At 49.8% G+C, this 23,432-nt stretch carries 25 protein-coding genes and 2 pseudogenes; 15 read left to right on the top strand and 12 right to left on the bottom strand.

Annotation, left to right across the window (positions count from 1 at the left end):
- From H6F76_RS00795 to H6F76_RS00775, 5 genes and pseudogenes are all read right to left on the bottom strand, one after another.
- On the bottom strand, positions 1-527 hold a 527-nt coding region (locus tag H6F76_RS00795), incomplete at its 3' end, for a TetR family transcriptional regulator (protein ID WP_190505090.1).
- Positions 528-582: 55 nt separating this feature from the next.
- The gene (locus H6F76_RS00790) at positions 583-786 is read right to left on the bottom strand and encodes a hypothetical protein (RefSeq protein WP_190505088.1); all 204 of its coding nucleotides are present in this window, start codon (positions 784-786) and stop codon (positions 583-585) included.
- 294 nt (positions 787-1,080) lie between these two features.
- Positions 1,081-1,583 (bottom strand): annotated as a pseudogene (locus H6F76_RS00785) (GNAT family N-acetyltransferase).
- A gap of 439 nt (positions 1,584-2,022) precedes the next feature.
- Positions 2,023-2,442, bottom strand: a complete 420-nt coding sequence (locus H6F76_RS00780; RefSeq protein ID WP_190505087.1) for a GFA family protein — start codon at positions 2,440-2,442, stop codon at positions 2,023-2,025.
- 97 nt (positions 2,443-2,539) lie between these two features.
- Positions 2,540-3,058 carry an SRPBCC family protein gene (locus tag H6F76_RS00775; RefSeq protein WP_190505085.1) on the bottom strand — a complete coding sequence of 173 codons (519 nt, stop codon included), beginning with the start codon at positions 3,056-3,058 and terminating at the stop codon, positions 2,540-2,542.
- 120 nt (positions 3,059-3,178) lie between these two features.
- Here H6F76_RS00775 and H6F76_RS00770 point away from each other — a divergent pair, with 120 nt between their 5' ends.
- The 4 genes from H6F76_RS00770 (at position 3,179) to H6F76_RS30800 (ending at position 5,276) form a co-directional block, all read left to right on the top strand.
- Positions 3,179-3,967 carry a hypothetical protein gene (locus H6F76_RS00770; protein WP_190505083.1) on the top strand — a complete coding sequence of 263 codons (789 nt, stop codon included), beginning with the start codon at positions 3,179-3,181 and terminating at the stop codon, positions 3,965-3,967.
- A gap of 202 nt (positions 3,968-4,169) precedes the next feature.
- Positions 4,170-4,664, top strand: a complete 495-nt coding sequence (locus tag H6F76_RS00765) for a hypothetical protein (protein ID WP_190505081.1) — start codon at positions 4,170-4,172, stop codon at positions 4,662-4,664.
- Positions 4,576-5,112: a hypothetical protein gene (locus tag H6F76_RS00760; RefSeq protein ID WP_190505079.1), complete on the top strand. Its 537-nt coding sequence runs from the start codon at positions 4,576-4,578 to the stop codon at positions 5,110-5,112. The genes H6F76_RS00765 and H6F76_RS00760 overlap by 89 nt, the downstream gene beginning before the upstream one ends.
- A gap of 35 nt (positions 5,113-5,147) precedes the next feature.
- On the top strand, positions 5,148-5,276 hold the full coding sequence (locus H6F76_RS30800; protein ID WP_277881163.1) for a hypothetical protein: 129 nt from the start codon (positions 5,148-5,150) through the stop codon (positions 5,274-5,276).
- 59 nt (positions 5,277-5,335) lie between these two features.
- On the opposite strand, the pseudogene H6F76_RS00755 reads toward H6F76_RS30800, so the two are convergent.
- Positions 5,336-6,649 (bottom strand): annotated as a pseudogene (locus H6F76_RS00755) (IS701 family transposase).
- 160 nt (positions 6,650-6,809) lie between these two features.
- On the opposite strand from H6F76_RS00755, the gene H6F76_RS00745 reads away from it, so the two are divergent.
- Complete coding sequence (locus tag H6F76_RS00745) at positions 6,810-7,025, top strand: hypothetical protein (protein ID WP_190505074.1); 216 nt, start codon at positions 6,810-6,812, stop codon at positions 7,023-7,025.
- 77 nt (positions 7,026-7,102) lie between these two features.
- Positions 7,103-7,957 carry a hypothetical protein gene (locus tag H6F76_RS00740; RefSeq protein ID WP_190505072.1) on the top strand — a complete coding sequence of 285 codons (855 nt, stop codon included), beginning with the start codon at positions 7,103-7,105 and terminating at the stop codon, positions 7,955-7,957.
- Positions 7,958-8,226: 269 nt separating this feature from the next.
- Here H6F76_RS00740 and tnpA read toward each other — a convergent pair whose 3' ends face one another.
- Positions 8,227-8,640: an IS200/IS605 family transposase gene (gene tnpA / locus H6F76_RS00735; protein ID WP_190505070.1), complete on the bottom strand. Its 414-nt coding sequence runs from the start codon at positions 8,638-8,640 to the stop codon at positions 8,227-8,229.
- A 35-nt stretch (positions 8,641-8,675) separates the two neighbouring features.
- Here tnpA and H6F76_RS00730 point away from each other — a divergent pair, with 35 nt between their 5' ends.
- From H6F76_RS00730 to H6F76_RS00720, 3 genes are all read left to right on the top strand, one after another.
- The gene (locus tag H6F76_RS00730; RefSeq protein WP_190505068.1) at positions 8,676-10,052 is read left to right on the top strand and encodes an IS200/IS605 family accessory protein TnpB-related protein; all 1,377 of its coding nucleotides are present in this window, start codon (positions 8,676-8,678) and stop codon (positions 10,050-10,052) included.
- The gene (locus H6F76_RS00725) at positions 10,036-10,230 is read left to right on the top strand and encodes a hypothetical protein (RefSeq protein ID WP_190505066.1); all 195 of its coding nucleotides are present in this window, start codon (positions 10,036-10,038) and stop codon (positions 10,228-10,230) included. The genes H6F76_RS00730 and H6F76_RS00725 overlap by 17 nt, the downstream gene beginning before the upstream one ends.
- Positions 10,231-10,305: 75 nt before the next feature.
- Positions 10,306-10,911, top strand: coding sequence for a hypothetical protein (locus H6F76_RS00720; protein WP_190505064.1), 606 nt, complete (start codon positions 10,306-10,308; stop codon positions 10,909-10,911).
- A gap of 298 nt (positions 10,912-11,209) precedes the next feature.
- Here the strand turns inward: H6F76_RS00720 and H6F76_RS00715 are convergent, their stop codons facing one another.
- Positions 11,210-11,833 (bottom strand): Uma2 family endonuclease, encoded by a 624-nt coding sequence (locus tag H6F76_RS00715; RefSeq protein WP_190505062.1) that lies wholly within the window; start codon positions 11,831-11,833, stop codon positions 11,210-11,212.
- A gap of 198 nt (positions 11,834-12,031) precedes the next feature.
- Positions 12,032-12,541, bottom strand: coding sequence for a hypothetical protein (locus H6F76_RS00710; protein WP_190455492.1), 510 nt, complete (start codon positions 12,539-12,541; stop codon positions 12,032-12,034).
- 411 nt (positions 12,542-12,952) lie between these two features.
- On the opposite strand from H6F76_RS00710, the gene H6F76_RS00705 reads away from it, so the two are divergent.
- Positions 12,953-13,399 (top strand): hypothetical protein, encoded by a 447-nt coding sequence (locus H6F76_RS00705; protein WP_206754308.1) that lies wholly within the window; start codon positions 12,953-12,955, stop codon positions 13,397-13,399.
- 293 nt (positions 13,400-13,692) lie between these two features.
- Here the strand turns inward: H6F76_RS00705 and H6F76_RS00700 are convergent, their stop codons facing one another.
- Entirely contained in the window at positions 13,693-14,295 is a 603-nt protein-coding gene (locus H6F76_RS00700; protein ID WP_190455501.1) for a hypothetical protein, read from the bottom strand.
- Positions 14,296-14,877: 582 nt separating this feature from the next.
- Here H6F76_RS00700 and H6F76_RS00695 point away from each other — a divergent pair.
- From H6F76_RS00695 to H6F76_RS00675, 4 genes are all read left to right on the top strand, one after another.
- The gene (locus H6F76_RS00695; protein WP_206754307.1) at positions 14,878-15,579 is read left to right on the top strand and encodes a rhomboid family intramembrane serine protease; all 702 of its coding nucleotides are present in this window, start codon (positions 14,878-14,880) and stop codon (positions 15,577-15,579) included.
- A 1,151-nt stretch (positions 15,580-16,730) separates the two neighbouring features.
- The gene (locus tag H6F76_RS00685; RefSeq protein WP_190505055.1) at positions 16,731-18,599 is read left to right on the top strand and encodes a 3'-5' exonuclease; all 1,869 of its coding nucleotides are present in this window, start codon (positions 16,731-16,733) and stop codon (positions 18,597-18,599) included.
- A gap of 266 nt (positions 18,600-18,865) precedes the next feature.
- Positions 18,866-19,519, top strand: coding sequence for a CAP domain-containing protein (locus tag H6F76_RS00680; RefSeq protein WP_242036453.1), 654 nt, complete (start codon positions 18,866-18,868; stop codon positions 19,517-19,519).
- Positions 19,516-20,685 (top strand): HNH endonuclease domain-containing protein, encoded by a 1,170-nt coding sequence (locus H6F76_RS00675; protein WP_190505053.1) that lies wholly within the window; start codon positions 19,516-19,518, stop codon positions 20,683-20,685. The genes H6F76_RS00680 and H6F76_RS00675 overlap by 4 nt, the downstream gene beginning before the upstream one ends.
- 317 nt (positions 20,686-21,002) lie before the next feature.
- Here H6F76_RS00675 and dinB read toward each other — a convergent pair whose 3' ends face one another.
- Both dinB and H6F76_RS30795 read right to left on the bottom strand, forming a co-directional pair.
- Positions 21,003-22,109, bottom strand: coding sequence for a DNA polymerase IV (gene dinB, locus H6F76_RS00670; protein WP_242036452.1), 1,107 nt, complete (start codon positions 22,107-22,109; stop codon positions 21,003-21,005).
- A 298-nt stretch (positions 22,110-22,407) separates the two neighbouring features.
- Complete coding sequence (locus tag H6F76_RS30795) at positions 22,408-22,530, bottom strand: hypothetical protein (RefSeq protein ID WP_277881162.1); 123 nt, start codon at positions 22,528-22,530, stop codon at positions 22,408-22,410.
- A 412-nt stretch (positions 22,531-22,942) separates the two neighbouring features.
- Between H6F76_RS30795 and H6F76_RS00665 the strand changes: the two genes are divergently transcribed.
- Positions 22,943-23,254: a hypothetical protein gene (locus H6F76_RS00665; protein ID WP_206754306.1), complete on the top strand. Its 312-nt coding sequence runs from the start codon at positions 22,943-22,945 to the stop codon at positions 23,252-23,254.
- Positions 23,255-23,432 lie beyond the last annotated feature (178 nt).

Raw genomic sequence — 23,432 nt, 5'->3', positions numbered from 1 at the left:
GCGCGACGAGGTTCATCGGGTGCGCCCAGTTGGAACACTTCCGAAAACCACAAGCCATCGATCGCCAACTGAATAATGGTTGCTTGGGTTGGGTCAAGTCCATCAGTTTCGAGCCGTTGCCGACAGCGCTGTTCATACGCCTCAGCAAACTGCAGTAGCTCCGGCGGCATCTCTACAATCAGCGATGTCAAACGGGCAATCAATGCCAATGATTGTTTGCTCATCCGCAACGTCGAGCGAATGTACGCCCTGACCCACTGTCCTGGCGTTCCCGGTGCATCATCCTGGTCAAACTCCGCTTGTAGCGCTGCTTCAAAATCTTGAATTAGCTGCTCGCCCAACCCCACTACCAAGGCATTCTTATTGGGGAAGTGGTAGAGCAAGCCGCCTTTACTGACTCCAGCTTGATGCGCCACTGCATCGAGCGTCAGTGCCTCCACACCTTTGTCGAGAATGACTTGAGCAGCAGCACGCAGCAAGGTGCTATGGGTAAGCGACCGCGCTTGTGACTTTTTGATCGGAACCACAGGAACACCAGCAGTAATTTTCTAAAACCGTCTAGACGGTACACCAACTGTTTTACTATACTGCCTGGACGGTTTTTCGGTCAAGGGAGCCAGCCATCTTTTTGGAGAAACTCGGTAGAAACAGGCGCAGAGTGAGGCGATGCCAGCTTTCTAAAGCACTGCTAATCAGTTCTAGCTTTGCGATCACGCGGTTACAAGCTCTACTCAGCCTGCTGTAAAACGACTCGGTAGCCATCCAGGTCTGCAAAGGTGACTCCATCTTTGTCCCAATCGTGGATTGCGAGAGTTTACAGGTTCATATAGCAGTCGAAGAGAACGCGAGGACAGACATAAACCTTGAAACTTCCTTTGAGCCAGGGCTTCGGTTTATCCTTCATTCTTTTGCTACAGCCGAGCGCTTTCACCTGGTCAACAGTCCGCTGCCACTCTTATTGATCCAGAGGGTAGAAAAACAATCAGCTTAGCTTGGGTTGGAGCGCGACCCAAGCTGATTCAGCGGCGTAACGACCCCAATTAAGTGGCGTAGGTACTTTGGCAACGCCACCAAGACCTCTCAACCGTCCACTTTATCGACTTGCTGTACATCTGCCCACGGAACCCATCTCAAAAAACATCGATTACCATGCTGCTCCGTAACTTCTGCACCTAACTGCTTGTAAAAGTGAAGCCCACGGGTATTTCGAGCATCAGCGTTCCAAGCAAGATGAGTACAGTCATTTTCCTTGGCAATTTGAGCTAATTGAGCCATTAAGGCTGCTCCTGCACCCTGACTTCTTATCTTGTCATCCACGTACAGATCATCAAGCCAAAGGCTCGGCTGACCGGCAAAGGATGAGTACCTGAAGCCATATAAAGCAAAGCCGACCTCATGCCCTGAAAACTCTGCAAACAAAATGTAAGAAAAGGGCCTTGCTCCGAAAAGTGTCCTGCGTATTTTGTCTTCGGATACTGCAGCACACTAGAGAAGGCACCGATGTTGCGGTCAAATTCTGATTTCTTCTGGATGAATGAGACAATCAGAGATACATCATCAGGAGTGGCAGATCGGACTTTCATGGCTCAACTGAACTTTCATGCTCAACTTGCGATCGCTTCAGAATTTACCAATGTTTAAGTCACCAGACCTGTAGGGACAGCGACAGTATACTAAGTTCCGGTCGAAGAGGCTTATTGGCTGATTGTCCTCAGCACAAGGCGAAGTTGCGGGGCTGATTGCAAACAAATGCTCTCTGTGTGCTGAAAGGAAAATACTGGGAGCGATGCGGCGATGCAATAGAACCTCTAAGTCGTCTGCGAAAAGGACCTCTGAAACCTTTAAGAGATGACTCAGCGTATCGAGTCTAGAACTGAAAATACTTTGTAGGGCTATGATTTTCTGATTGCCATACAATTTCTAAGCATACAATTTATCATGCCTAACGTTCGCGCTCACCGGATGCAGATAATCTTTGCTACTTAGTCAACTAAATACGGGCGTTCCGGTGCAGCGCAGTTATTATGTGCCTTCAATATTCTCACTTGACGCGAACTTAGCAAATACTTCTGCTTCTGTCATGTTTAAGGTTTGATTGGCAAATTCATAGTAACCAGGTTTCACGTCTATAAAGATTTGCTCCTTAAACTCAAACTCAATTTCATTTTGAAAAAGACCTGCTGGGACAAAATACTCACTGGTAGCCAACAATCTATAAAAAATATGCGTACCGCATTCACCACAGAACGCTCTCTCAGCCCATGCTGAGGACTGGTACACTTTCAGTTTGTCAACGCCGTCTATTTGCACATCTGAGCCACAAGCTACACCTAAGGCTGGTCCGCCACCCCATCGCCGACACATCCCGCAATGACAAGCATCTATATTCTTTTTGTCTGGCGTTCGGACAGTGATTGCACCGCAAAGACACTTACCATCCATACCGCTCTCCTCGCTCTTCAGTGTTTGCCGTCTCATCTTGGCACATAACGTTCCAAACGAGCGGCTATGAAGCATCCTTCATCATTCATAACTAATCTCACAAATCCGCTCCATTTGGGTTGTTAGCCTGTGTGCTATCGCCTCGATCTTCAACATACTGCTTTAAATTTCTAAGACAAAGTTCCTGGGCTTGTTGGAATGGGCGTTGCACTACCAAGCGAAAAACTAGGTAAGCAAAAAGATTAGAAAGCTCAAAATAAAAATTCCATACAACCCTTGTTTTGGCATCTAGAGTTTCATATGACCACTTTCCAGAGGCAGCCCGGATCAACCAAGAAAAGGGTGGCTTAAAGCCTTTGACCAACTCATATCGCTGCGTATCAGGTCGTGCTAGCGAGACAATCACTTCTTCAATAGACGATCCATCACTGTTGGTAACAATCCGTATGCTTCCTTCATGAAGGGGCAGTCCATCGATAGTTTTTGCACTCACAATGGCAGGAATACCTTTATAGCCAGTGAAGAACTTTGGCAGATTCTGGCAATCTGTTGACGCATCAAAAACGGCTTCAATCCCTGCATTTACGATAACTTGAGCAATCGTCTGGATCTGCATATTGAACCATGATGTAGAACAACACAGCAACCAATATACCTTCTAAATCGAGACTCTCTTCCCTCCACTGTCTCCCCTACCGCTGCTTTCAGTGCAGGGCAAATTTTGCTCGTCACCACTATGAACAAAAAAACCGCTCAAAAACTGCTTCAGCGGCACTTACAAGCAGTGCTCAACGAGAATACGGCTCAAACGGTGTCTCCCTTTCGTGCTGTCTTCATACAGTTTGTGCTTAGTGAAGGCACCGATCGACAGCCAATTAACAACCTGTGCTACGACATAACAGCGCTGCTGGGGCAAGTAGCAATTCACTTAGGACACGTTGACCTGAACGTTCAAAATGAGCTAACGATTAAAGCGATCGTGCAGCGCTCAGTGGACATGCTTGAGCTTGAGCACATGCAAGACATTAAAGCGGCGGATACCCTGGCTATAGCCTTGGTAGACCAACTCAGTAGTTGGGGTGACGCAGGAGCAAGCGGTGCTCTTGCTCAACGTTTTGGTGAGGCGTTAACCGTCGTGGCTCAGACCCTCAACTGTGTGAACAACCACGCAGAGTGGAAAGAGCCACCACCGTCGCTACTGTCAGCCTGTGAACAAGCCATTAAGCACCCTGAGTCAGACTGGCAAGTCAACGTCATGCGGGCACTTGGCGACGACACATGGGGCAAACAACTTCAGGAACTCGCTAGCAAAGTACTTGCTCCAGAGTACCGCGAGCAGTGCTGGCGCAGCTTAGAGACAGCGGTACAGTCCTACAAACTCCAAAAGTGTTCGCAGTGCTATGCACAAGGCTCAGTCCGGTACTCCTGTGGTGAGTATGCCGGACGCTACTGCGATGAACATTGGGAAACTGCTGGCTTTAGACCAGCAGACGAGCATGTGGATTACCTGGACGCCGGTGAATAACGCACTTAAGCGGAGGCGTATTAACCATGACAGTCAACGCAACCGCAACAGACGAATAGTTATGTAGTACATCAGAGTAGAGCAAAAGCCGCTTTCGTATACGACCGAGACGGACAGACTTGGTTAACAAATCTAACCCAAGAGCAGGTGAGCTGGTAGAATAAAGAAAACTGTCTCGAGTGACAACAGATGTAGCGTAGACATGAAGCTCACAGCGCTAAAAGCAAAGACCTATGAGACCTGGCAAACACTGCATACAGTGACAGAAGCGTTCGCTCAAGTAAGCACACCTCAACACGATCAGGTGTTTAAGCAGGAAGTAAGAGGCTATGGTGACTTGCGCTATAAAGCCACCTGGGAACGTGCGTTTACGGCGCTGCTTGCCAAACTGCTCTACGATCACAATGACGATAATCGGACGCTGATCCTGCTGCACTTCCTGGCCTACCCGCAGGCAGAAGGGCACAGCTACCTGAGACCGCTACTGCTAGAGCAGTTTCTTATGTTTCCGTACGGGTTTAATTGTCTCATGCAAGGGCTGCAAGCGATCGCACAGTACGGCACAGCGAGTTATAGTACTTCTGTCTTCGATTTGAGCACTTTCGCGCATGAGTTCCACACCGCCGCCGTCCGAGCCGGACGAACAGCTGAACTTACAGCTACCGGGACTCCCCTCCTCGTCCCCAGTGCCGCCTAAGGGGAAAAGTAAGCGCAAAGCCAAAACACCTGGACCGCTACCGACCGTTGAAACGGTACTTGCTAACTTCGCTTCACTGACCACTGAACGATTAGACATGAGGGACGCTCTGACCGTCTCCATTCGGCGCAAAGGTGGCTCTCAGCAAGCGTACATTCAAGTCACTGCTAGCATTTATAGACTCGGGTTTGGCTACCAGTCAGCACGGCTGTTCTATGAGGCCTATAACCTGCCGCCCAGCAGTCGCAACGACCTGCCGCCTGGGGTGCTGCGTGTGCTGCTGGTGTACGAGTTCGCAGTCATGAGGCGCTTGGACAGCCACGTCATGGAGACCAGCGCTCAGACAGAGGTAGACAACGAAATTGTTGCAGAGGCAAAGCTAGCAGTACAGGCAACAAAGCGGTTTCTGTACTGGCTCGACTGCGGTAAAACGCTACCAGAAAGCTAGAGCGGACTGAGCAAGCAAAACAGAGGCAAGCAGATATGACCTGGAACGAAACGAGTCGCGACACATGGACAGTGGACTTAGGAGAGGGCACAGTCAAAATTGCTTTCTTCAAGCCGGTTTATGACCCGGAACGCTGCCATTTCTCAATCAACGGCAGCGTCTAATAACGAAGGTTTTATCCCTCTTTTGTTACTTTAAGGAGAGAGAAGTCGTTCAAGTCCCGTCAAGCTAGCAGTTGCTGGGGAACGGGCAGGATGCGAAAGGTATCCATCCAATCCATCAGCTGATGTAAGCCTCGTTTGAGTCCAGGTGTGGGGAAAACTTGTAACCACACTGCCAGCATCCCCCAATACCAATACGGTTGCAGCAATAATCGTAAATTGTTCAATGCACTCTTCCAGGTAATGCCTAACGCCCAATCAGGATGGTGAGTAAAGGGCAGCACCTGAGGTGGGACAGCTTCTGTTGCGGTTAAGTGTGGCTGGTACTGCTTGCACTGTTCAGCGTGTAGGCTCACCAGCAAGTAAGCGCTGAACACTAACTCCCACCAACGCTCAATACTGTTGTCATCAGTTAAGCGATAATCATGCCATCCCAATGCCTGCTTCACCTGTCTGAACCCATATTCAATCCAGGTTCTTAAACTGTATTGAGTCGCAACACTTAACAGGATACCTCCCTCGAGATTTGTCATGATGAACCAGCTAGCGGCTTGGTCGGGAGCTGATGTGCTGCCCTTGGTGATTTGGTAGTACCGCACTTTGCGGCGATGTCCAAAAATGATTTCGCGCAGATGTCGTCGTGCGGTGGGATGCTCGGACAGCGGTTGGTCATAGGCGTGCCAAAAGTTGTAGCGCACCCGTTGCCCCTTCGCCATCAGCACCCCATGATTCGAGCGAATCGCCACAATGTACGGCAATTGCAACGTCTCTAGACACCGGATCACCGCTTCACTTTCGCCATACAAGCTGTCCGCTAACACACGCTTAATGGCAAACCCTAAAGCTTTGATCTGCTGCATCAGCCCAATCGCGATCTGGGGTTTGCTCTGGTACTCGTCTGAGACTTTGAGTCGAGCTTTTGGTTTGTAGATTTTGCATAGCAGCGGCTACGTGATGCCCTCGACTACCGCATACGCATTGACGCTGACCATCCCCTTTGCAGTCTTGCCCAAGTTGCCAATGTATTGCTTGGCCACATAGTCGGTGGCTTCCCCTTTCTTCACATCACCCGTTTCATCAATGCACAGAGTAATGGGGCTCGTGCCAATTTGTTGGCGAATCAGCTGTAATCGAATGGCTCTAACTTGAGCCACGTCCCACACCGCATCGCGCAAAAAGTGATGCAAACTTTGTCCGTCTTTCAGTCCAATGCGTTTGGCAATCTCCGGTAGTGTTTTGCGTGCTAGAGCGCTGATCATTCCCACATGGAGCCACTTGAAGCATTCGTAGGAACGCACATCGTCAAAAACCGAACGGTATAACAAGCAATACTCGTCAACGAAGCCCACTGTCGCAACGGGGTGTCTGAGCGTCATGATTTCAACTTCGACACAGCTACTTCTAGCTTAATTTGCTCTCCTTAAAGTAACAAAAGAGGGATAACTCGAGATGGTAGGGCATGGGCAAGCCAAAATATAGCACTCCAGGCTGTCGGTTGCACTGACGTGCCAGAGGGGCGGCATTAGAGGCTCACACATGGCACAGCACAGCAACTGGAAAACGTCTGGACAGAAACAGCAGAAAGGGCAGTCCAATGCCTCTGCCCGCGCCCGTCACAAACGAAAACAACTCAAGCGCTTAAGTCAAAAGCTTCGAGCGGCACAGGCTGACAACAGCGGCACTGTGCCGAAACTGCCCACAATACAGTCCTCAAGGATACGGACTTCTCCTTACTCTCCTCACGGGGAGTAGAGTTTTTCCGGTCTCAAGCTAGGTTAGACTAACCACAAAGTGCAGCAGCCGTCTCCTCAACTCTTTACAGACAAGACGTGGTAACAGTCAAACCAGGGTACCAACCTCAAGCCAGTGACACCAGTCTTGAGACTGACGTGTATGAGTTTGCGTTGCTGCGGCAGAAGTCAAACCGAGATCGTTGGAACATGGCTGCGCGTCTGATCCAGTGGGCAAAAAAGTTGTCTTTACGAAGCATTCAGAAGTCACGACCAGTAGAAATTAACCGTTACTTTGCCCAAGCGGTACTAGGTGACAAGTGGGCACCAGAGCTTACACCAACGGACGGAGACACAACCATGTGGGTGCAAGACCCGAGCGCGATCGCACAATTACTCCACCCTATTTTTGAGCAATTCAACATACCGTATTATATTACAGGCGGCGTAGCGGCGATTCTTTACGGTGAACCACGAACAACGCGTGATCTGGACGTAGTCATTAACTTGCAGCGTGAGCAGCTGACGTTGTTAGTCGTCGCTTTAGAAACGTCCGGTTTCTATTGTCCACCTGGCGCAATCGAAGAGTTGCAAGCCGGACAGGGGCAAACCTTCAGCGTGACGCACATGACAATGGTGCTCAATGCTGACCTTGTCTTGAACTCGGACACGCCTTTCGACCGCTCAAAAATGGAGCGGCGGCGTCTGGAGTCCTTTGGTGAGACGGACAACCAGCAGTTCTGGGTTGCCTCTCCTGAAGACCTGGTGTTAGCAAAACTGCTGTGGCGACAGCGTTCACAGTCAGAGAAACAGTGGCGGGACGTACTGGGAGTCCTCAAAGTACAGGGAGAAACCTTAGACTTCGATTACCTGTTCCAGTGGTCAGACGCACTGGGACTTACAGAAGCACTCAGTCAAGCGATCGTGGCAGCGGGACTGACGACAGAACCGTAACATACCCCTCCCTCTCTCCCTACCGTCTCTCTAATGCTCCGTCAGCGTGCTCTCAGACGCGCCACAAAGGATGGAACGGCATGGCAACGCCACACAGGTTGATTAACGGTCAAGCTGACTGGAAGGGCAAAACAAAGCCAGCAGCAGAAGCGGAACGAAACAAGCACCTAGACCGGCTGTTTGAACAGGATTAGCCTGCATTCCCCCATCCTCGCGTAGCAGGTAGGGGTTAAGGCGTGGCAATGGAGCGCAGCGGCGTTGCCAATCGATTAATCATTGTAGCCCTGGTGCTCGATGTACTCCTTCAGGGTTTTCAGGGGCACACCGCCAACCGAAACAAACCCATAGCCCCTTTTCCAAAAGACAGGTTTCCAGTAATAGTGTTTCAGAAAGTCTCGAAATTCTTTCCGAATTTCCCTACTGATGATTGTTTTGAGGATGTTGACGAGCTTAGACAGAGCAATGTCAGGAGCCATCTCAACCAGCAAGTGAATCTGGTCGTTACTGCCTACATCTGCTTTGCACTCCAATAACGTGCATTTTTGAGTTTCACAAAGCTTCGCCATTATTGATTTCAGCCTTGATTCAATCTCTGCCGTGATGACGGGATGACGGTATTTCGTAACAAACACTATGTGAATGTTGAGTGCCCCAAAGCCGTGACCGTAAGGCTTAAGCTTCATTGTCAAAGCAATCACTATGCTGATACAATTGTTCTATGCCAACCCGAAAACCCATCATTCGCACTGACAAATGGAGCCTTAACCCAACGGCGGTACAGCGATTGCTGTTCGACAAAACGGTGAAGGTTTATCGTCGTTTGTGCAGGCATTTGGTGAGCGTAGTTTTCACTCACTGGAAAGAATTGGGCGGGTTATCTAGCAAGAATGTTATCCCTGCGGTAGAGCGGTTAGTGCATCAAACCGTCCAAAATCCAAATGTGAAATACGCATCTATTGACCGAGTATTTCGCAAGTTTCCTAGTTACTATCGTCGGGCTGCAATTGCCTTCGCTGTCGGTCAAGTTAGCAGCTTTGTCACTCGCTACCAGGAGTGGCAATCAGGCGTTCGCGGCAGGCGAGATGCTAAACCGCCCATTCTTACTGCCAATGCTGGGTGCTACCCAGCGCTGTATCGGGGGCAGTGCTACAAACTGCACGGGCACGACCAAATCGAGATCAAGGTTTTCACTGGCACAGACTGGGTTTGGACAAATGTTCACATCTCAGGATTGAGAGAACGACACACGGTAGACAGTAACAAACAGTTGTCTCCTTCGCTCATTTTCAACGAGCAAGCCTGCCATCTCTCTGTACCCTTTGAGTGCCACCCAGAGAAGCGACAACCCGATTACAATGTGGTTGCCGTTGATTTGGGGATTAACACGACGGCAACGGTTTCAGTTGTTACCTTTGACGGTACTGTAATCTGGCGTGAATTCATTCACCCCGGAAGAGACATAGACCGTAGGGACAAGCGACTGAAATCGGTGTCAGTCAGAGCAAGTAAAACGATGGGTAAGGGTGGAAGGCTTCAGAAAGGCTTCTGCTCTAACACCTATCGCAAATGCCGGAATATTAACCAGCAAATTGCTCACATTGTTTCTAAGCGAATTGTGAATATTGCCAAGCAGTTTAATGCTGGGGCTATTGTCTTTGAGCATCTCAAGGGCTGGAAGGCAAAAGGTGGGCGAAAAGGCTCCAACTTGCGTCAACGCTTCCACGGCTGGCTCAAGGCAATGATTCACGATTACACCGAACTGAAGTGGCAAGAGGTGGGCGGTAAGACAATTGATGTCGTTGCTGCCTATACCTCCAAGCTGGCGTATGACGGCTCTGGAGTAGTCAAGCGTGATTCTAAGAATTACGCTCTAGCAAAATTTGCCTCTGGCAAGCGCTATAACTGCGATCTGAACGGTTCCCAGAATATTGCTGCCAGAGGCCTTCTTAAGCTCACTTGCCGCAAGGACAGTGAGGAGTGGTCGGGCAAAAGTTCCCGCCACTCGCCTAGAAGCTGGGCTTGTTTGTGTGATCTGTGGACTCGCAATCTTCAGGTTAGCACCGACACCACCACCTCGCGTGAGCAGTTGGTGTGAGCTTCATCTAGCAGAGTGGCTACAAGACCTGGAAATCGTAGTCGAGCCGCAACGGGTGCGTACCACAGACGGGTTTACCCTGGAACGCAAACCAGACGGCAGTTATAGCGACGGTAACTTAACCTACGAGTCTCTGCAAGACCTTGATCGTGAACACGACTGGGAGGAAAGCGCTTAGAGGAGTAAGCTAGAAATTAAAGTCAGTGCCCACACAATGAGCATGCCACTGCCTAGTAATAAGTGAAAAGCAAACATGGCTTACAGCGATTTCAAAAACTTGGGACAGGCAGTCAAAGACTTAAGTCTCAATCTGGAAAACCGTTCTGGGCTTTTCAGCAACATCCAACCAATTGAACCTTCAGAGAAACTCAAGTCACTTCTGGCTGATTACCTGGAACTAGCTATCAACATTGGCACCGAAAAAGCACGCTCGGAGCTTATTGTGGCACCGATTTTGTTAGACGTACGACGTCACTTGAAGAATCGGATTAGCTACTTTTCCGGTAGCACGCTTAACGTCAACGTCGAAAAGGGATTGACAGGCGAGTGCGACTTCGTGCTCAGTAACTCAGTGAACCAACTCGAAATCAGTGCTCCTGTGCTGACTGTAGTGGAAGCAAAGAAAAGCGACATTAAGCTCGGCTTAGGACAGTGTGCAGCCCAAATGGTAGGGGCGCAGTACTTTAATCGATCGCAAGGACAAACTCAGACCATTTATGGTGCTGTCACCACAGGCGAGATCTGGAAGTTTATGTGCCTGGAAGAAGAGTTGCTGTCAGTCGATCTCTCCGAGTATTACATTACTCAACTCTCTTCAATACTGGGAACCTTAGCCGCACCGTTTCTCGAGCTTCATTAAGCTAAAGAAGGTCCAACGGCTAATTCAAACTGAACGCTGCTGTACAAGTGGGCAAAGCTGATGTTGATGCATCAGCACTGCTACGATCAAGCTCATGTCAGTATGCATGACAAGCACCTAGTGGTTGAGGAGCCGTATGAGGTGACAAGCTTCAAACACAGTTTTGCAGACCAGTGGAGTGGGTGGCCGCTCTGCTGAGCTTAACCCACCCCCTAATGAAGTAATGCTCCTGGTACTTAATCACCAAGCGATTGAAACTTGGTCAGGCACTCAAAGGAGTCAGCAAAACAGCACTTTGTTACTTTGGGCGCGGCTGCAAGGCTGCAAGAATGTCGTCAACTGACAAGCTCAAGTTTGGAAACACCTGCGATCGTACTGGCTCAGTACCACGAAACTGCATGAACTGATACTCGCCATCAAGCAACTGGTACACCGTGATTAACGGCTGCTTCGGAGAACCGATATGGCGACTAGCCCCAAGCGCAAGATAATCGATAATCCAGTATTCAGCGATGCCCATTTCTTCGTAATCTGGCAGCTTACGCTCATAGTCGTCACGCCAATTGCTGCTGGTGATCTCGATGACGAGTTGGGCGGAGGTTCCCTTGGAGATGGTTGATTCCTTCTGCCAACGAGGGTCCTCGTCGATCGTGCGCTCGTCTAGCACCACCAAATCTGGCAAGTACCCCGCTTTGTCAGACTGTGGCTTGACATAGCAAGTTTGAGGGATGAAGAAAGGCAGGTCTTCTTTCTCCACTTCTACTATGAGTTTACGCAGAACAAAAGCTGAGACACGCCCGTGCGGACCAGTTGGCTTCACTGGAACAACGGCTCCATTCATTAATTCGTACAGGTTTTCGTCGTCAGGGTAAGACGCCAAAAACTCGTCAAAGGTTAGCGATCGTTCTAAAGCTTGAACCATGATCTTGCCCTTGGCTGGAGATTCTATTGTAGCTGGGTTGAGACCACTGGCAAGTTGATCTGAGACGCGCTTCAAGAGTCTCGTCCCCTTTAGTGCTGCGGGTATTGCGGTTTTAGTGGAACTGGCGATCGCCCATAAAGAAACCCCCGACCCAGCGCTCAAGGGCAGTGGGTCTGAAGGGCTACGTTGATAATGCGTTTAAGGGTATTGACCAGCCGTGCCATCTTCGTTGTGCCACTGCGTCAAAGCAACACGAAAATCAGGACGATGATCTAGATCGCCTGGTATGGCTACCTTGAAATCGGCGTAGCCTCCCGGTGGCACCGATAATGGTTTAGTCCGCATCGATTCCACCAGTTTTTGCGATCCCACGTTAATGGACAGGGTTATTGCTAGACCACTAATCGACTGCTTTGTCTGGTTTTGCACCTTGCCAGAAAGCGTCCAACCAGAAGCGCTGCCTTTGATCTCGCGTGCTGTCTCAGCCACCTGCCCACCCTTAGCCGCTTGCTTCTGAGGCTTCAGGGCAGTTTGTCGAATGATCGGCTCACTAGTAACATTGATAGCTGTCGGTTTGCCAGTACATAAAGTCGTCAGGTTGATCACGCGCCCTGACTGCGTTTGGACATAGCAGGGGTAATCCGGTTCAGTCGGTCGGCTAGAAGCCCCCGAAGTTGGCAGAGAGTGCCGTAGCAACGACTGAGGCAACAGCCCAACGAAGAAGGTTCATGGTTTGACCGGGTAGGTGCTGTTTCAAGCGTTCCCGGTGTAGAGAGAAAAACCCCAAGGTTGTTATGAAGCGTTCACGAAGGCGGTGATACTAAAGTCAAAAGTTGGAAGCGGTCACCCATAAAAGACTCCTGACCAAGCAGTTGAGGGTTAATTGCAGGTTTGGTTCTCAAGCGCTACAGCTTCGACTATATGTGGAGCGGAAACGGGTCGTGGTCAGGGAGGGGCAGGTCGAGTCGGTAGCGCTGAAGGTATAGCGGTGGCACTCCAAGCCAGTCAACCGTTTGGCATAACATGGCTACCCTTATTAAGCGAATTAAATTTTCTAGAGATTTTTTAAGTTTCGAGGTTATGTTGGCTCTAAATCAATACTGAATTGCGGAGAAAAATTTGAGTTTTGAACCAGCTTCCGAGCCAACCAAGAAGGCACGTACCGTCCCGCCAGAGATTGACAAACTACACAAACTTTACGTCTCATACTTCCGGGTCGCTCGCACACTACATTATGTTAGTGGAGTTTCAGGTCTGACATTTTCACTCATGGCGACTTCCGGTTTCGGAGGTAACGAAGCGTCACGGGCATGGGCATTGGGAGCAGGAGTCTGCTTCGGTGCAATGGGTTTTATTGATCCGAACTCCAGGTATAAGAAGTGTGTCAAAGCCGCAAGGATTCTCAATATTGCAATTCTTCGTTATGAATACGGTGAGTTATCGCAAACAGAACTTATTTCGGCTGTTGAGCATGCTGAAAACGTAGTTACGGAAATGGAAGAGATGGAAGGAAGCTTCCCTAGAGAAGCCACAAATGCTGTAGGTAATGAAAGGAATAAAAAATAGGTTTAGTATTGTTAACGCAGAAACAACCTTATTTAGAAGGTTTCAAAATTATTCATAGCTACAGGCAACGCCCCTGAAGGTTTAAAGCTATCCGTTCCACAACTCCCACAATGCCACTGTTGAAGAGAGACATTAGCCTGAGCGATCACTTGCCCGTAATGAGGACATTTGCCCGTAAACAGTGGATGCCACATGAGCAGTGCCATCTGTTCCACACGGCTGAGATGGTGAGACGGTTGAGGAATGGTTTCGCCTGCATAGAAGCCGGGAGTTTCAGTCTTCGCTTGATGTTCTTACCGGGGTAAGCGAGCCGTACAACCAGCCTGCTTAAATTGATTCACAATGCTGGGTACTCGCTGAAAATAGTCAACAGTGGCTGGGTCTTGTAAGGGGCGAGGATTGGCATATTCGTAAAGTCCAGCCTTGCCGTTAAAAACACCAGCAGACCCCAGGAAAGCATCTTGTCTAATCAGAATTTTGCGATTGCCTGTTTGTACCCGTCCCCTGACAACCTTACCCAATGTCAAGGCAAACCCTGAATCGTTAGCCCCTGGAATGAACGTTTCAATGATGCAGACCTGCCCTTTCGTGCGGGAGGGATAGATTAGCATTGATTCCTCGATCGCAGTCCAGCCACCTAGAAAGGTCGCTACTGCCGGATCAAAACGGGCCCAGGACTGGACAAAGGTTTCACGTTGCTGCCGTTCAGCAGGGGTGCGTCGATCGCTATAGGTGCGAGTCGGACCATTTTTCAAACTAGGCAACTTGCGCTTAAACTGCTGGCTTAGACTTTGCATCTCCCGCTCGGTTGGATAACGTTGTCCTTGTGCCAGGGCAGCTTGCGTCAAGCCAATGAGAAGTAACAGACTAGCAACGGATAGATGTATTAGTTTCATAGCGGTTCTTCGTAATGATTTAGCCAGCTCAACATTATTCCAGTGTTTTCCTGCCCCCAGCACTGTTTGCGTTACTCCCACGGCATAACAGGCATCCGGTTTTAGGATTCCATACGCTCTATCCCTAACGTTTTGCTAGCTGGATAGCGATGCACCAATTACTGCCCTTAGGCTTCGCTAGAGTGTCCGAATCATCTGGGTTATGACTGCGTTACTCCTTTCATTTCATTAAGGAGTCGTGGGTGTTCTACAACTGAGCTAAAGCCGTTATAACCTGCCGGTGCCGACTGCATTGATGTCATTCTTCATACAGGCTCTACGTTTCTATGTATTAGTCTCTTGCACTAGGACTAAGGGTTTGGTTGTCTTGGCAGTGGCAAGGCTAAGGTCATGCTGGAATTTAAGAGTAGAGCAGGCAAGGGTAGCAACGGTTGACTCAGTGCATAAGGCTTCAGCCAAGCCATGCTTGTGGTGCGCTTGAAAACTAAGGCGCCTAATTTTACGTACTGAAAAGAAAATTTCGAGCAAAATGAAAGGCACTAGATACGAGAGTACGAATAAGCCTTCACCAGATCTTCCCAGATGATTAGCGAATTCTTTATCCAAAGTCGGCTGCTTACTTCTGCACTAGTATTGACCTTTTTTTTGGTCTGTTTCATCCTCAAGCCTGATTTTTGGCTGCTACTGCCCGTCTTGGCTATACCTATCGCCCTTACATGGTTTTTGTGGCTGTTTAATACCCTCTTTCTCGGTGGTGCTTTGAATCAGCTAGGGATTCGACCACAGCAACTTGTAGGGTTATGGGGTCTGCTCTTTGCGCCTCTGTTGCATGACCATACCAGAGCCGATGAAGCTGACCATCTGGTGGGTAATACAGTAGCCTTTATAAGCTTTGGCGGCTTTCTTGTGATGCCGAGAGGCGTGACTGACTTTCTCATCATTACTGCGGTAGTCGCACTTACAAGTGGCTTATTTACCTGGCTATGGGGGCAGTATGGTACAAACCACATTGGAGCGAGTGGTATCCTGTACGGTTATCTCGGTTTCTTACTCCTGCGCGGTTTCTACGAGCAGCAGGTAGTCTCATCCTTACTTTCGATGTTCACCCTTGCGTTCTATAGCCCGCTACTCTTGGGTCTTTTTCCGCAAAGGGCAGGTGTCTCTTGGGAGATGCATTGCGGTGGCTTTGTCGGTGGTCTAACAACCGCTTGCTATTTCAATACCATCAAAGCCTACGCGCCCTTGCCAGTGTCAATGTTATTGCCGTTGCTGCAACATCTCTAAGCCACGCTTCTTGTCCCCTGCGTCCTGCCTGCGCTCATTCACACCTGCGTAATTGAAACGGATAGAAGCACTGGAAGCACTGATCGACTATACGCTTCATGTGCTGCCCGGTTGATTGCCTACCTAGCTGATGCCAGTCTACTACTACTTGTAGACCAGAACTAAGAAAGTGTTTGTAAACACTGGTTAAGCAGGTTTCAAGTGCCTCATTCGGCGGTTGTTTGTTAACCGCCTCAGCATCAACCGAATCATGACTACATGAATCCTACCTTCATGGTTTTCAGGTAGAGTTTCATAGTCTCGTGTGAGTGCACGTGCATTCTCTAACCATGTCCAAGTCCGTTCCACAAGCCAACGCTTCGGTTCGACTTGAAACCCTTTGGTTTCGGTTGAACGTTGGCTTAATGCGACTTCAACTGAGCGCGCTGAGGTAGCAAAGAAGTGCTCAATCAAGTTCCCAAAATCGACTCGATACCCTTGGTCCGCAGCACTTTGCCAATGCGTCCAAACCGTTCGAGTACCCAGACTAAAACGGCAGGAGCCGCTTTGACGTTTCCTTTAGTCTTGCTAGTAATACTAATCGTGATATAGGCCTTGCTCTCGCTATTGGTAAGGTGTATACAAAAGCAGTTGAGCTTAATCAGATTTTCGATAAACTTGATTATGCTATCAGTCCTAGTGAAAGAGATAGAGCGCTAGAACTTGAGCATTCTCGTAATCGCTCTCTTGAGCTTGCTTTTAAACTTACACGCGATTCAGGAGTAGCGGTTCAGCTTAAACAGCTTCAAGCCAAACCGCTCAGACCTACCCGATCTTCGACAGTTCGACAAGAGTTTTTACAACAAATTTGGGAAGCGTTACTTAGTGTATTTGAGCTGAAGGAAACGCTGCTAGAAATATCTCAGCAGGAAATTGAGGAAATTGAAAATTATTTGTATATTACTTACCTTTTAATCTGTTGCAAGAAAGCTTCAGTAAGGCTTTCTCCCAAAACTTGGGAACAGATTAAATCCAGATTCTATTATCAAGGGAGCAATAAGTTAAGGCGACAATATTTTTTCAGTAGCTGTTTCCTTAATATCTCATTTTATTTACTGCATTCTGCACACATTGGGCATACTGAACGTAACTGCAGTCGCCTATATACTCCAATGGCAACCCTCATTCCTGCATTCAGCACGTGTGCTCAGCGCATGACTTCTGGTGAACGGCGCTTAGCTCAACGGCTGGAGGACAAGCTAGAGGCTGATTATCTGCTCTGGTACGATGTCCCGATCGGTGCGAAGCGACTCCACCCTGATTTTATCCTCCTGCATCCACTACGGGGGTTAATCGTGCTGGAGGTGAAAGACTGGAAACTGACGACGATCCAGCAGATCAACCGAGAGACAGTAACACTGCTCACGGACGCTGGCATGAAGTCAGTAGACAACCCCTTGGAGCAAGCTAGACGGTACACGCTAGCGATCAACCAACAGCTTGAGCAGGATCGGTTGCTGGTACAGTCTGAGGGTCGTTATCAAGGCAGGCTGGCGTTTCCCTACAGCTATGGGGTTGTCCTGACAAACATCACTCGCCAGCAGTTTGAGGCTGAGGGCGGGTTACAGGCAGTTTTAACCCCAAATCTCATCATCTGCCAGGATGAAATGTATGAGAGCGTGGACGACTATACCTTTCAACGACGGCTTTGGGATCTCTGCACCTGTAGCTTTGGCGAACCACTGACTCCAACGCAGCTCGATCGCATCCGCTGGCACCTATTCCCAGACGTGCGAATCGTCAGCAAACAGCTTTCACTGCTACCGGATGTGCCAGAAGAAGCGACTGCGATGATCGCGCTGCCTAACCTGTTGCAAGTGATGGACATTCAGCAGGAACAGCTTGCCCGTAGCCTGGGCGAGGGGCATCGGGTCATACATGGGGTAGCGGGTTCTGGTAAGACGCTGATTCTGGTCTACCGCTGCCTGCATATGGCACAGGAGACAACCAAACCCATCCTGGTACTTTGCTTTAACGTGTCTCTAGCTGCCAGACTCCGGCAAATGCTTCATGCAAAAGGCATAGGGAGCGATCGCGTGCAGGTGCGACACTTTCACGGCTGGTGTGGGGAGCTACTCCGGCGGCATCGTTTACCAAAGCCAAGCGCTAACGAGTTCCAGGGTACAGCCTACGTGGAGGCAGTAGTGCAACGGGTGATCCAAGGGGTAGACGCGGACATCATCCCCGCTGGCAGCTATGGAGCCGTGCTGATTGATGAAGGGCATGACTTTCGACCAGAGTGGTTAAAGTTAGCTGCGCAGATGGTCGATCCAGTCACAAAAGCTTTACTCCTGCTCTATGACGATGCCCAAACGCTCTATGGGGAAACGAAACGCCAGCGCTTCAGCTTTAAGCACTTGGGTATCCAGGCACAGGGACGCACCACCGTCCTCAAGCTCAACTACCGCAACACCGAAGAAATTTTAGCGCTCGCCTTTGCCTTTGCTAAAGAAGTGATGACTCCAACTGAGGACAATGAAGAGGATATGCCACTGCTGGTACAGCCTCAAAGTGCAGGGCGGCATGGCGCAAAGCCCGAATTTATTAGGCTTCCCAGCTTCCGTCATGAAACCGAGTACCTAGCTGCACGGCTTGAACAGCTTCATGAGCGTGGGATGCCCTGGAACGAAATGGCGATTGTCTATCGGGCGAAATGGATGGCAGAGCAGGTTTACGATCGCTGCCAGCAAGCCCAAATTCCAGTGGAGTGGATCAATAAAGACAAAGACAGCCAGTTTTATGACTCAGCAGCGCCCAGCGTCAAGCTTGTCACGATGCACAGTAGCAAGGGTTTAGAGTTCCCGGTCGTCTTCATCCCTGGCATTGGCTATCTGCCCAATCAGCATAGTACGCCCGAAGCAGAAGCACGGCTACTGTATGTCGCCATGACCAGAGCCGTAGACCAGTTGGTGATGACGTGCGATCGTCCTTCTGAGTTTGGGCAGCGGTTAGAAGTCGCGTTGAGGAGCCAAAAATCATGACTACCCGCAAACGCACTCAACGCATTGAGTCGCTGCTACAGACGTGATCGAGGGCAACTAAATTCTGACCCTTTACGAGCAGTTGCAACGTTATGTTCAAGGAGCCATCAGTAAAGCAGCGATGCAGAGTGCGATCGACGATGTTGCTCCTGACCTGGCAGTAGAGCCATATTGGGAAGAGAACCCACTAGACCTGTAGTGATTGTAGAAAGGAAAGCAGTGTCAGCGAGCACCACCTGTCGGCAAGTTGAAAGCAAAACCACAAGTTGAAAGCAAAACCATTGGATGACCGTATGCGCTATCGCGCTCGCCCGAAAGCAACTGCCAAGCAAATCGTTGCTACCACTCAGCGTTATGTCTTGCCAGTGCTGCTTGCAGTGGCTACGGTAGCCTACTATGCCAGAGATGCTTACTACTTTGACAACGGGAAAGGTGGGCAGGGCTGGCGGATCGGGCAGCCCAAAGCCTCTCTTTTCAATGCCAACAACACGCGGTCATTGCCACAATTACGGCAGTTTGCCCTTTCCTTAGTCAACTGCGATCGCCAGCTCAACGGGTTGCCACCCTTGGTTGAAGATCCGTTGCTCTCTCAGGCAGCACAGCAACATAGCCAGGATATGCTAACCCGGCGCTACTATGCCCATATCACTCCAGAAGGCAAAACACCGACCGATCGCTTGGCTCAACTCGGTGGTAAGGGAGGAGTAGGAGAGAATATCATGCAGCAAACAGGTAGTATGGGCGTGAGCCTCAACTACGGACTGCTGGAACGTTTTCAGAAAAGCTGGATGTATAGCAAGGGGCATCGACAAAACCTGCTGAAGCCGGACTACACTCGTTTTGGCTATGGCATTGTGGTTGATCCGTTGAGTGGACAGACGTATGCGGCTCAGGGGTTTGCGTTACCAGCACCGCCATGAGCGAAGCCCTCTCCCACCCGATCATCAGCACGATCCTGAAGCACGATCGTAAGCAAAACAGCTACAAAATTGCGTTGATGCGGTCAATCAGTGATGTTGTACTGTCTTTCCCAGACATGGAGACGTACCACCAGGATGTGGCTGTGCCCTTACGGCTGCTGGCTGAGTTTTGGGTTGCTTACTATTGGGGCTTTGTAGAGCCAGGCAAACCAATCCTCCAGGGGCAGCGGTACACCCGCCAAGGCAAAATTTCTAACGATATGGCCTTTCGCCCTGCTCTCACTGAGTTTCGGCAACAGTGGGAAGACTACACAGGCAGTCTTGCGCGCCCTGCTGACGGCTTCTTTGTAATCAGTGAGTTACGCCTTCCCCGCAAGCGCCTTACCTATCCAACCAGCCTGTTAGCTGCTTACCAGAAGGCAATCACCGCTGTTGCTCACGCTCTGGAGCTGCCGATCCGTTACGCTGGTCCCGGTGACTGGACCGTGTTTACTCGACCAATAACGGCTGCTCAAAGGCAAGCGGGCACGGTCATTGTCCCTGGTACGCAACCCCAGGATAAGTGCCTAGTAATTACTGCGACCTTATGGCAAACGTTTCGAGCAATGTCTTTGTGGGTTGAGGCTTTGTGTATCCATGAGTGGTGCCTCTTCACAGAACGCACGCAGCAACCGCAAGCAGCGATCAGTCGGGGTGATGTCTATACGCTCTTGACCGCCCGACCGGATAACCGACGACCACTGACGTGGGAATCGAACAACATTGACCTGCTGCTGCTTGAAGGGCATACATTCATCTGCCCTTGGACAGCCAAACGGATTGTGAGCGGCAGCCTCTACGATCTGGATCATCTCCTACCAGTCTCGGTCTACCCTATCAATGAACTATGGAATCTGATACCGGCTGACCCGACTTTTAACCGTCATATCAAACGCGATCGCTTGCCCAGCCTAGAGCACCTCCAACAGGCTAGACCACGGCTAGAGCAAGATTATCGGTGCTACGGACTCTCGACAACGCTCGCTCAGGCGCTGCAAGAAGATGTAAACATTCGGTTCTCGACCCTAAGCGGAGTAAGGGGCGGGAACTTTCCTGGAGCTGTAGCCAGTGCCGTGATCAAGTTGATTGAGCAAGTGGCAGCCTCACGGAACCTGGCTCGGTTCTAAGCTGTGGACACGTGCTTTAGTCAAAGGCTTTGCAGACGATGATTGCTCGACAGCATCTCCCTCTTTGCTTAACGGAGCCTTGAGACCAAAAGAAAGCATGGTAGAGCCGCAGTCTGCAGTGTCAGCGTTGCAACAACCGCTCCAGCATCGTGTGGTGCGGCCTGTCCTTCACTTAATTGAACGTGAACCTAAGCGCTTTAGCGGGTTCGACTAAAAGCGCTGATGGCTTGGCACGCAGACGGACTCCTGTCAGGGGAGCTTTATGTTTTTCTCACAACGACTACAGAGCCTTATGACAGACTTCTTGCCCAGGTGGGCTACTGGCAAAACGGTGGCAAGGACAGACTCAATTGAGTGTAGCGTGGCAGTGCCGTTGGTTCGCCCAGATTCGACACTGTTAGCCCTAGCAGTCTCACTTTCCTGATTGGATCAAGGTGTGCCCGCAGCAAGTCTTTTGCCATGCTGTACAGCGTCTCGGTATCCCGCAGCAAACACTCAACGGTCTGAGCGCGGGTCATTTGCTGGTAGTCGGCATACTTCACCTTCAGTGTCAGGGTATAACCATAGCGTTGATGTTTGTCCATCCGGGTCGCCACTTCTCCAGCCAGTGTTGCCAGCGCCCCATCCATGTCCTCTAACACCTCTAAATCTTCGGCAAAGGACTGCTCGGCACCGATAGACTTGCGGCTGCGGTTCGGATTGACCGGTCGCTCATCCTCAGCCCTGGCAACGCGGTAGTAATAGCTGCCTGTTTTACCAAAGTGTTGGCGCAGGTCTGCTTCGGACCACTGCTTCAGGTCGAAGCCAGTGTGAATGCCAAGTGCCTGCATCTTTTGAGTCGTCGCTGCTCCCACGCCATAGAATTTTGCGATTGGCAACGCCTCCACCACTGCCTGTCCCTGCTCCGGTGCAATGAGGTAAAGACCATCCGGCTTGTCTAAACCAGAGGCAAGCTTAGCCAGAAACTTGTTGTACGAAACCCCAGTGGAAGCCGTCAGTTGCGTTCCTGCCCGAATCACTTGTTTGATCGCACGGGCAATCGCCATCGCTGAGGCAATCTCTGGCTTGTTCGTGGTCACATCCAGATAAGCTTCGTCCAAAGCGAGCGGTTCCACTAGATTAGTGTAGCGATCGAAGATGTCCCGAATCTGCTGTGAGACAGAACGATAGACTTCAAACCGGGGTTTAACAAAAATGAGATGAGGGCACCGCTGTTGGGCAAGGCGTGAGGGTAGCGCGGAGTAAATGCCGTATTGACGTGCTTCATAGCTAGCAGCAGCAACCACGCCTCTTTGTGCGGGATTACTACCTACCACCAGAGGCTGACCACGGTACTGTGGGTGGTCACGCTGCTCTACAGCAGCAAAGAAGGCATCCATATCGATATGGATGATTTTACGCGGCACCGCTTTCGTATCGTCCAACGGTTTGCTTGCAGTTTATGACTTCAGTTTAGCTGCTCACTTGGAGCGCTCGTTGAGATGACTAGCACGATGAGACGGCAGTGGCCCCGTTTAAAGCGCACTGCGTCACTCCTAGACGCAAGCAATCCAACTTAAGCTGAGAGTAGCCATGACTACAAGCGTTCATCCTTTGCACTCGCGCTTCCGCTCCAGCTTCAATACCGAAAGCAGCTAGCGATCATGGCAATGCCGCTTACAAAATCTCCTTTAATGGCTGGTAATGTCCTGCAGGAGACAGTGCAAACGCCTCTCGCCAGGTTTAGGCAAGCCAGAGTTCCATCATATGAGGGGGAGCACCGAGCGCAATCAACTTTTGTCGTGGCTTATCCAGGCTCAAACAGGTGCCAATGCTATTGAATGCGATCGTGCCTTTAGTGCTCATGACGCATCATCAGCGCCCATCATTAAGGATGTAATGTTGCCAACTTTCGTGTTTACTGCCAATGCCTTTCACAAATGAAAGTTCTTGCATCATACTTAGGTGCAATCACATAGTTGAAGTATTCTATACAAGCATTTTCAAAATGATGAATTGTTACAGTCATTTATGCCTCAAGTTTGACGCCAGAGCTTCCAGCCCTTTCTAACCTAAAGCCAAGACTAAAGTTGAGACTAATTTTTTTTGCAGTTGAACATTACAGAATTTCTACTTCACTATGGACTGGGTTATCCTGCTAAAACAATTTGAAGACTTGCTAGCATCTAGACCGGAGCCGCCCTACATCTTGTTAGTGGCTGGCTTGCTCATCACCTTGACCTGTATGCTTCCACTCACAATTATGATCAGGGAACGCATGCAGTATTGGTATGAAAACCTTTCTCCTGACACCTTATCAAGTGAAGGCAGGCTACAACTCATACTTCCCTTTTTAGGGACTGTTGGTGGTGTTTTTCTTGTTCTGCTCGCTGCACTAGAAGTGCTTGGCTTACCTATTCTACCTGCCATTCTTCTTTCTCTGCTCTCCACGCTTCTGAGCGGATATTTTGCCTGGTTACAGTTAGGAAAGATGTTGAGCCGTCGTGCCCTTCGCTCTTATATGGAGCAGTTCATTGATTTTCCTTCTGTAGGAAAGGAACGGTTTGATCGCAGGCCTGTTAACCGCTAGGTATAAACGCTTTAAACAAAGTTCACCTTATTCCAGCCCTAATGCGATTAATTGCACTAGGTCAACTCATAAAAATATAGCTATGGGTCAGGATATGCACATACGCACTACTTCTGGAATACGTATAGAACCCATTTGAGATCTTTTCTCGTGATACTTGGCTTTGAAGCAAGCCGTC

Source organism: Leptolyngbya sp. FACHB-321 (assembly GCF_014695975.1).
Taxonomy (GTDB): domain Bacteria; phylum Cyanobacteriota; class Cyanobacteriia; order Leptolyngbyales; family Leptolyngbyaceae; genus Stenomitos.
This window is presented reverse-complemented; position numbering and strand designations above follow the sequence as displayed.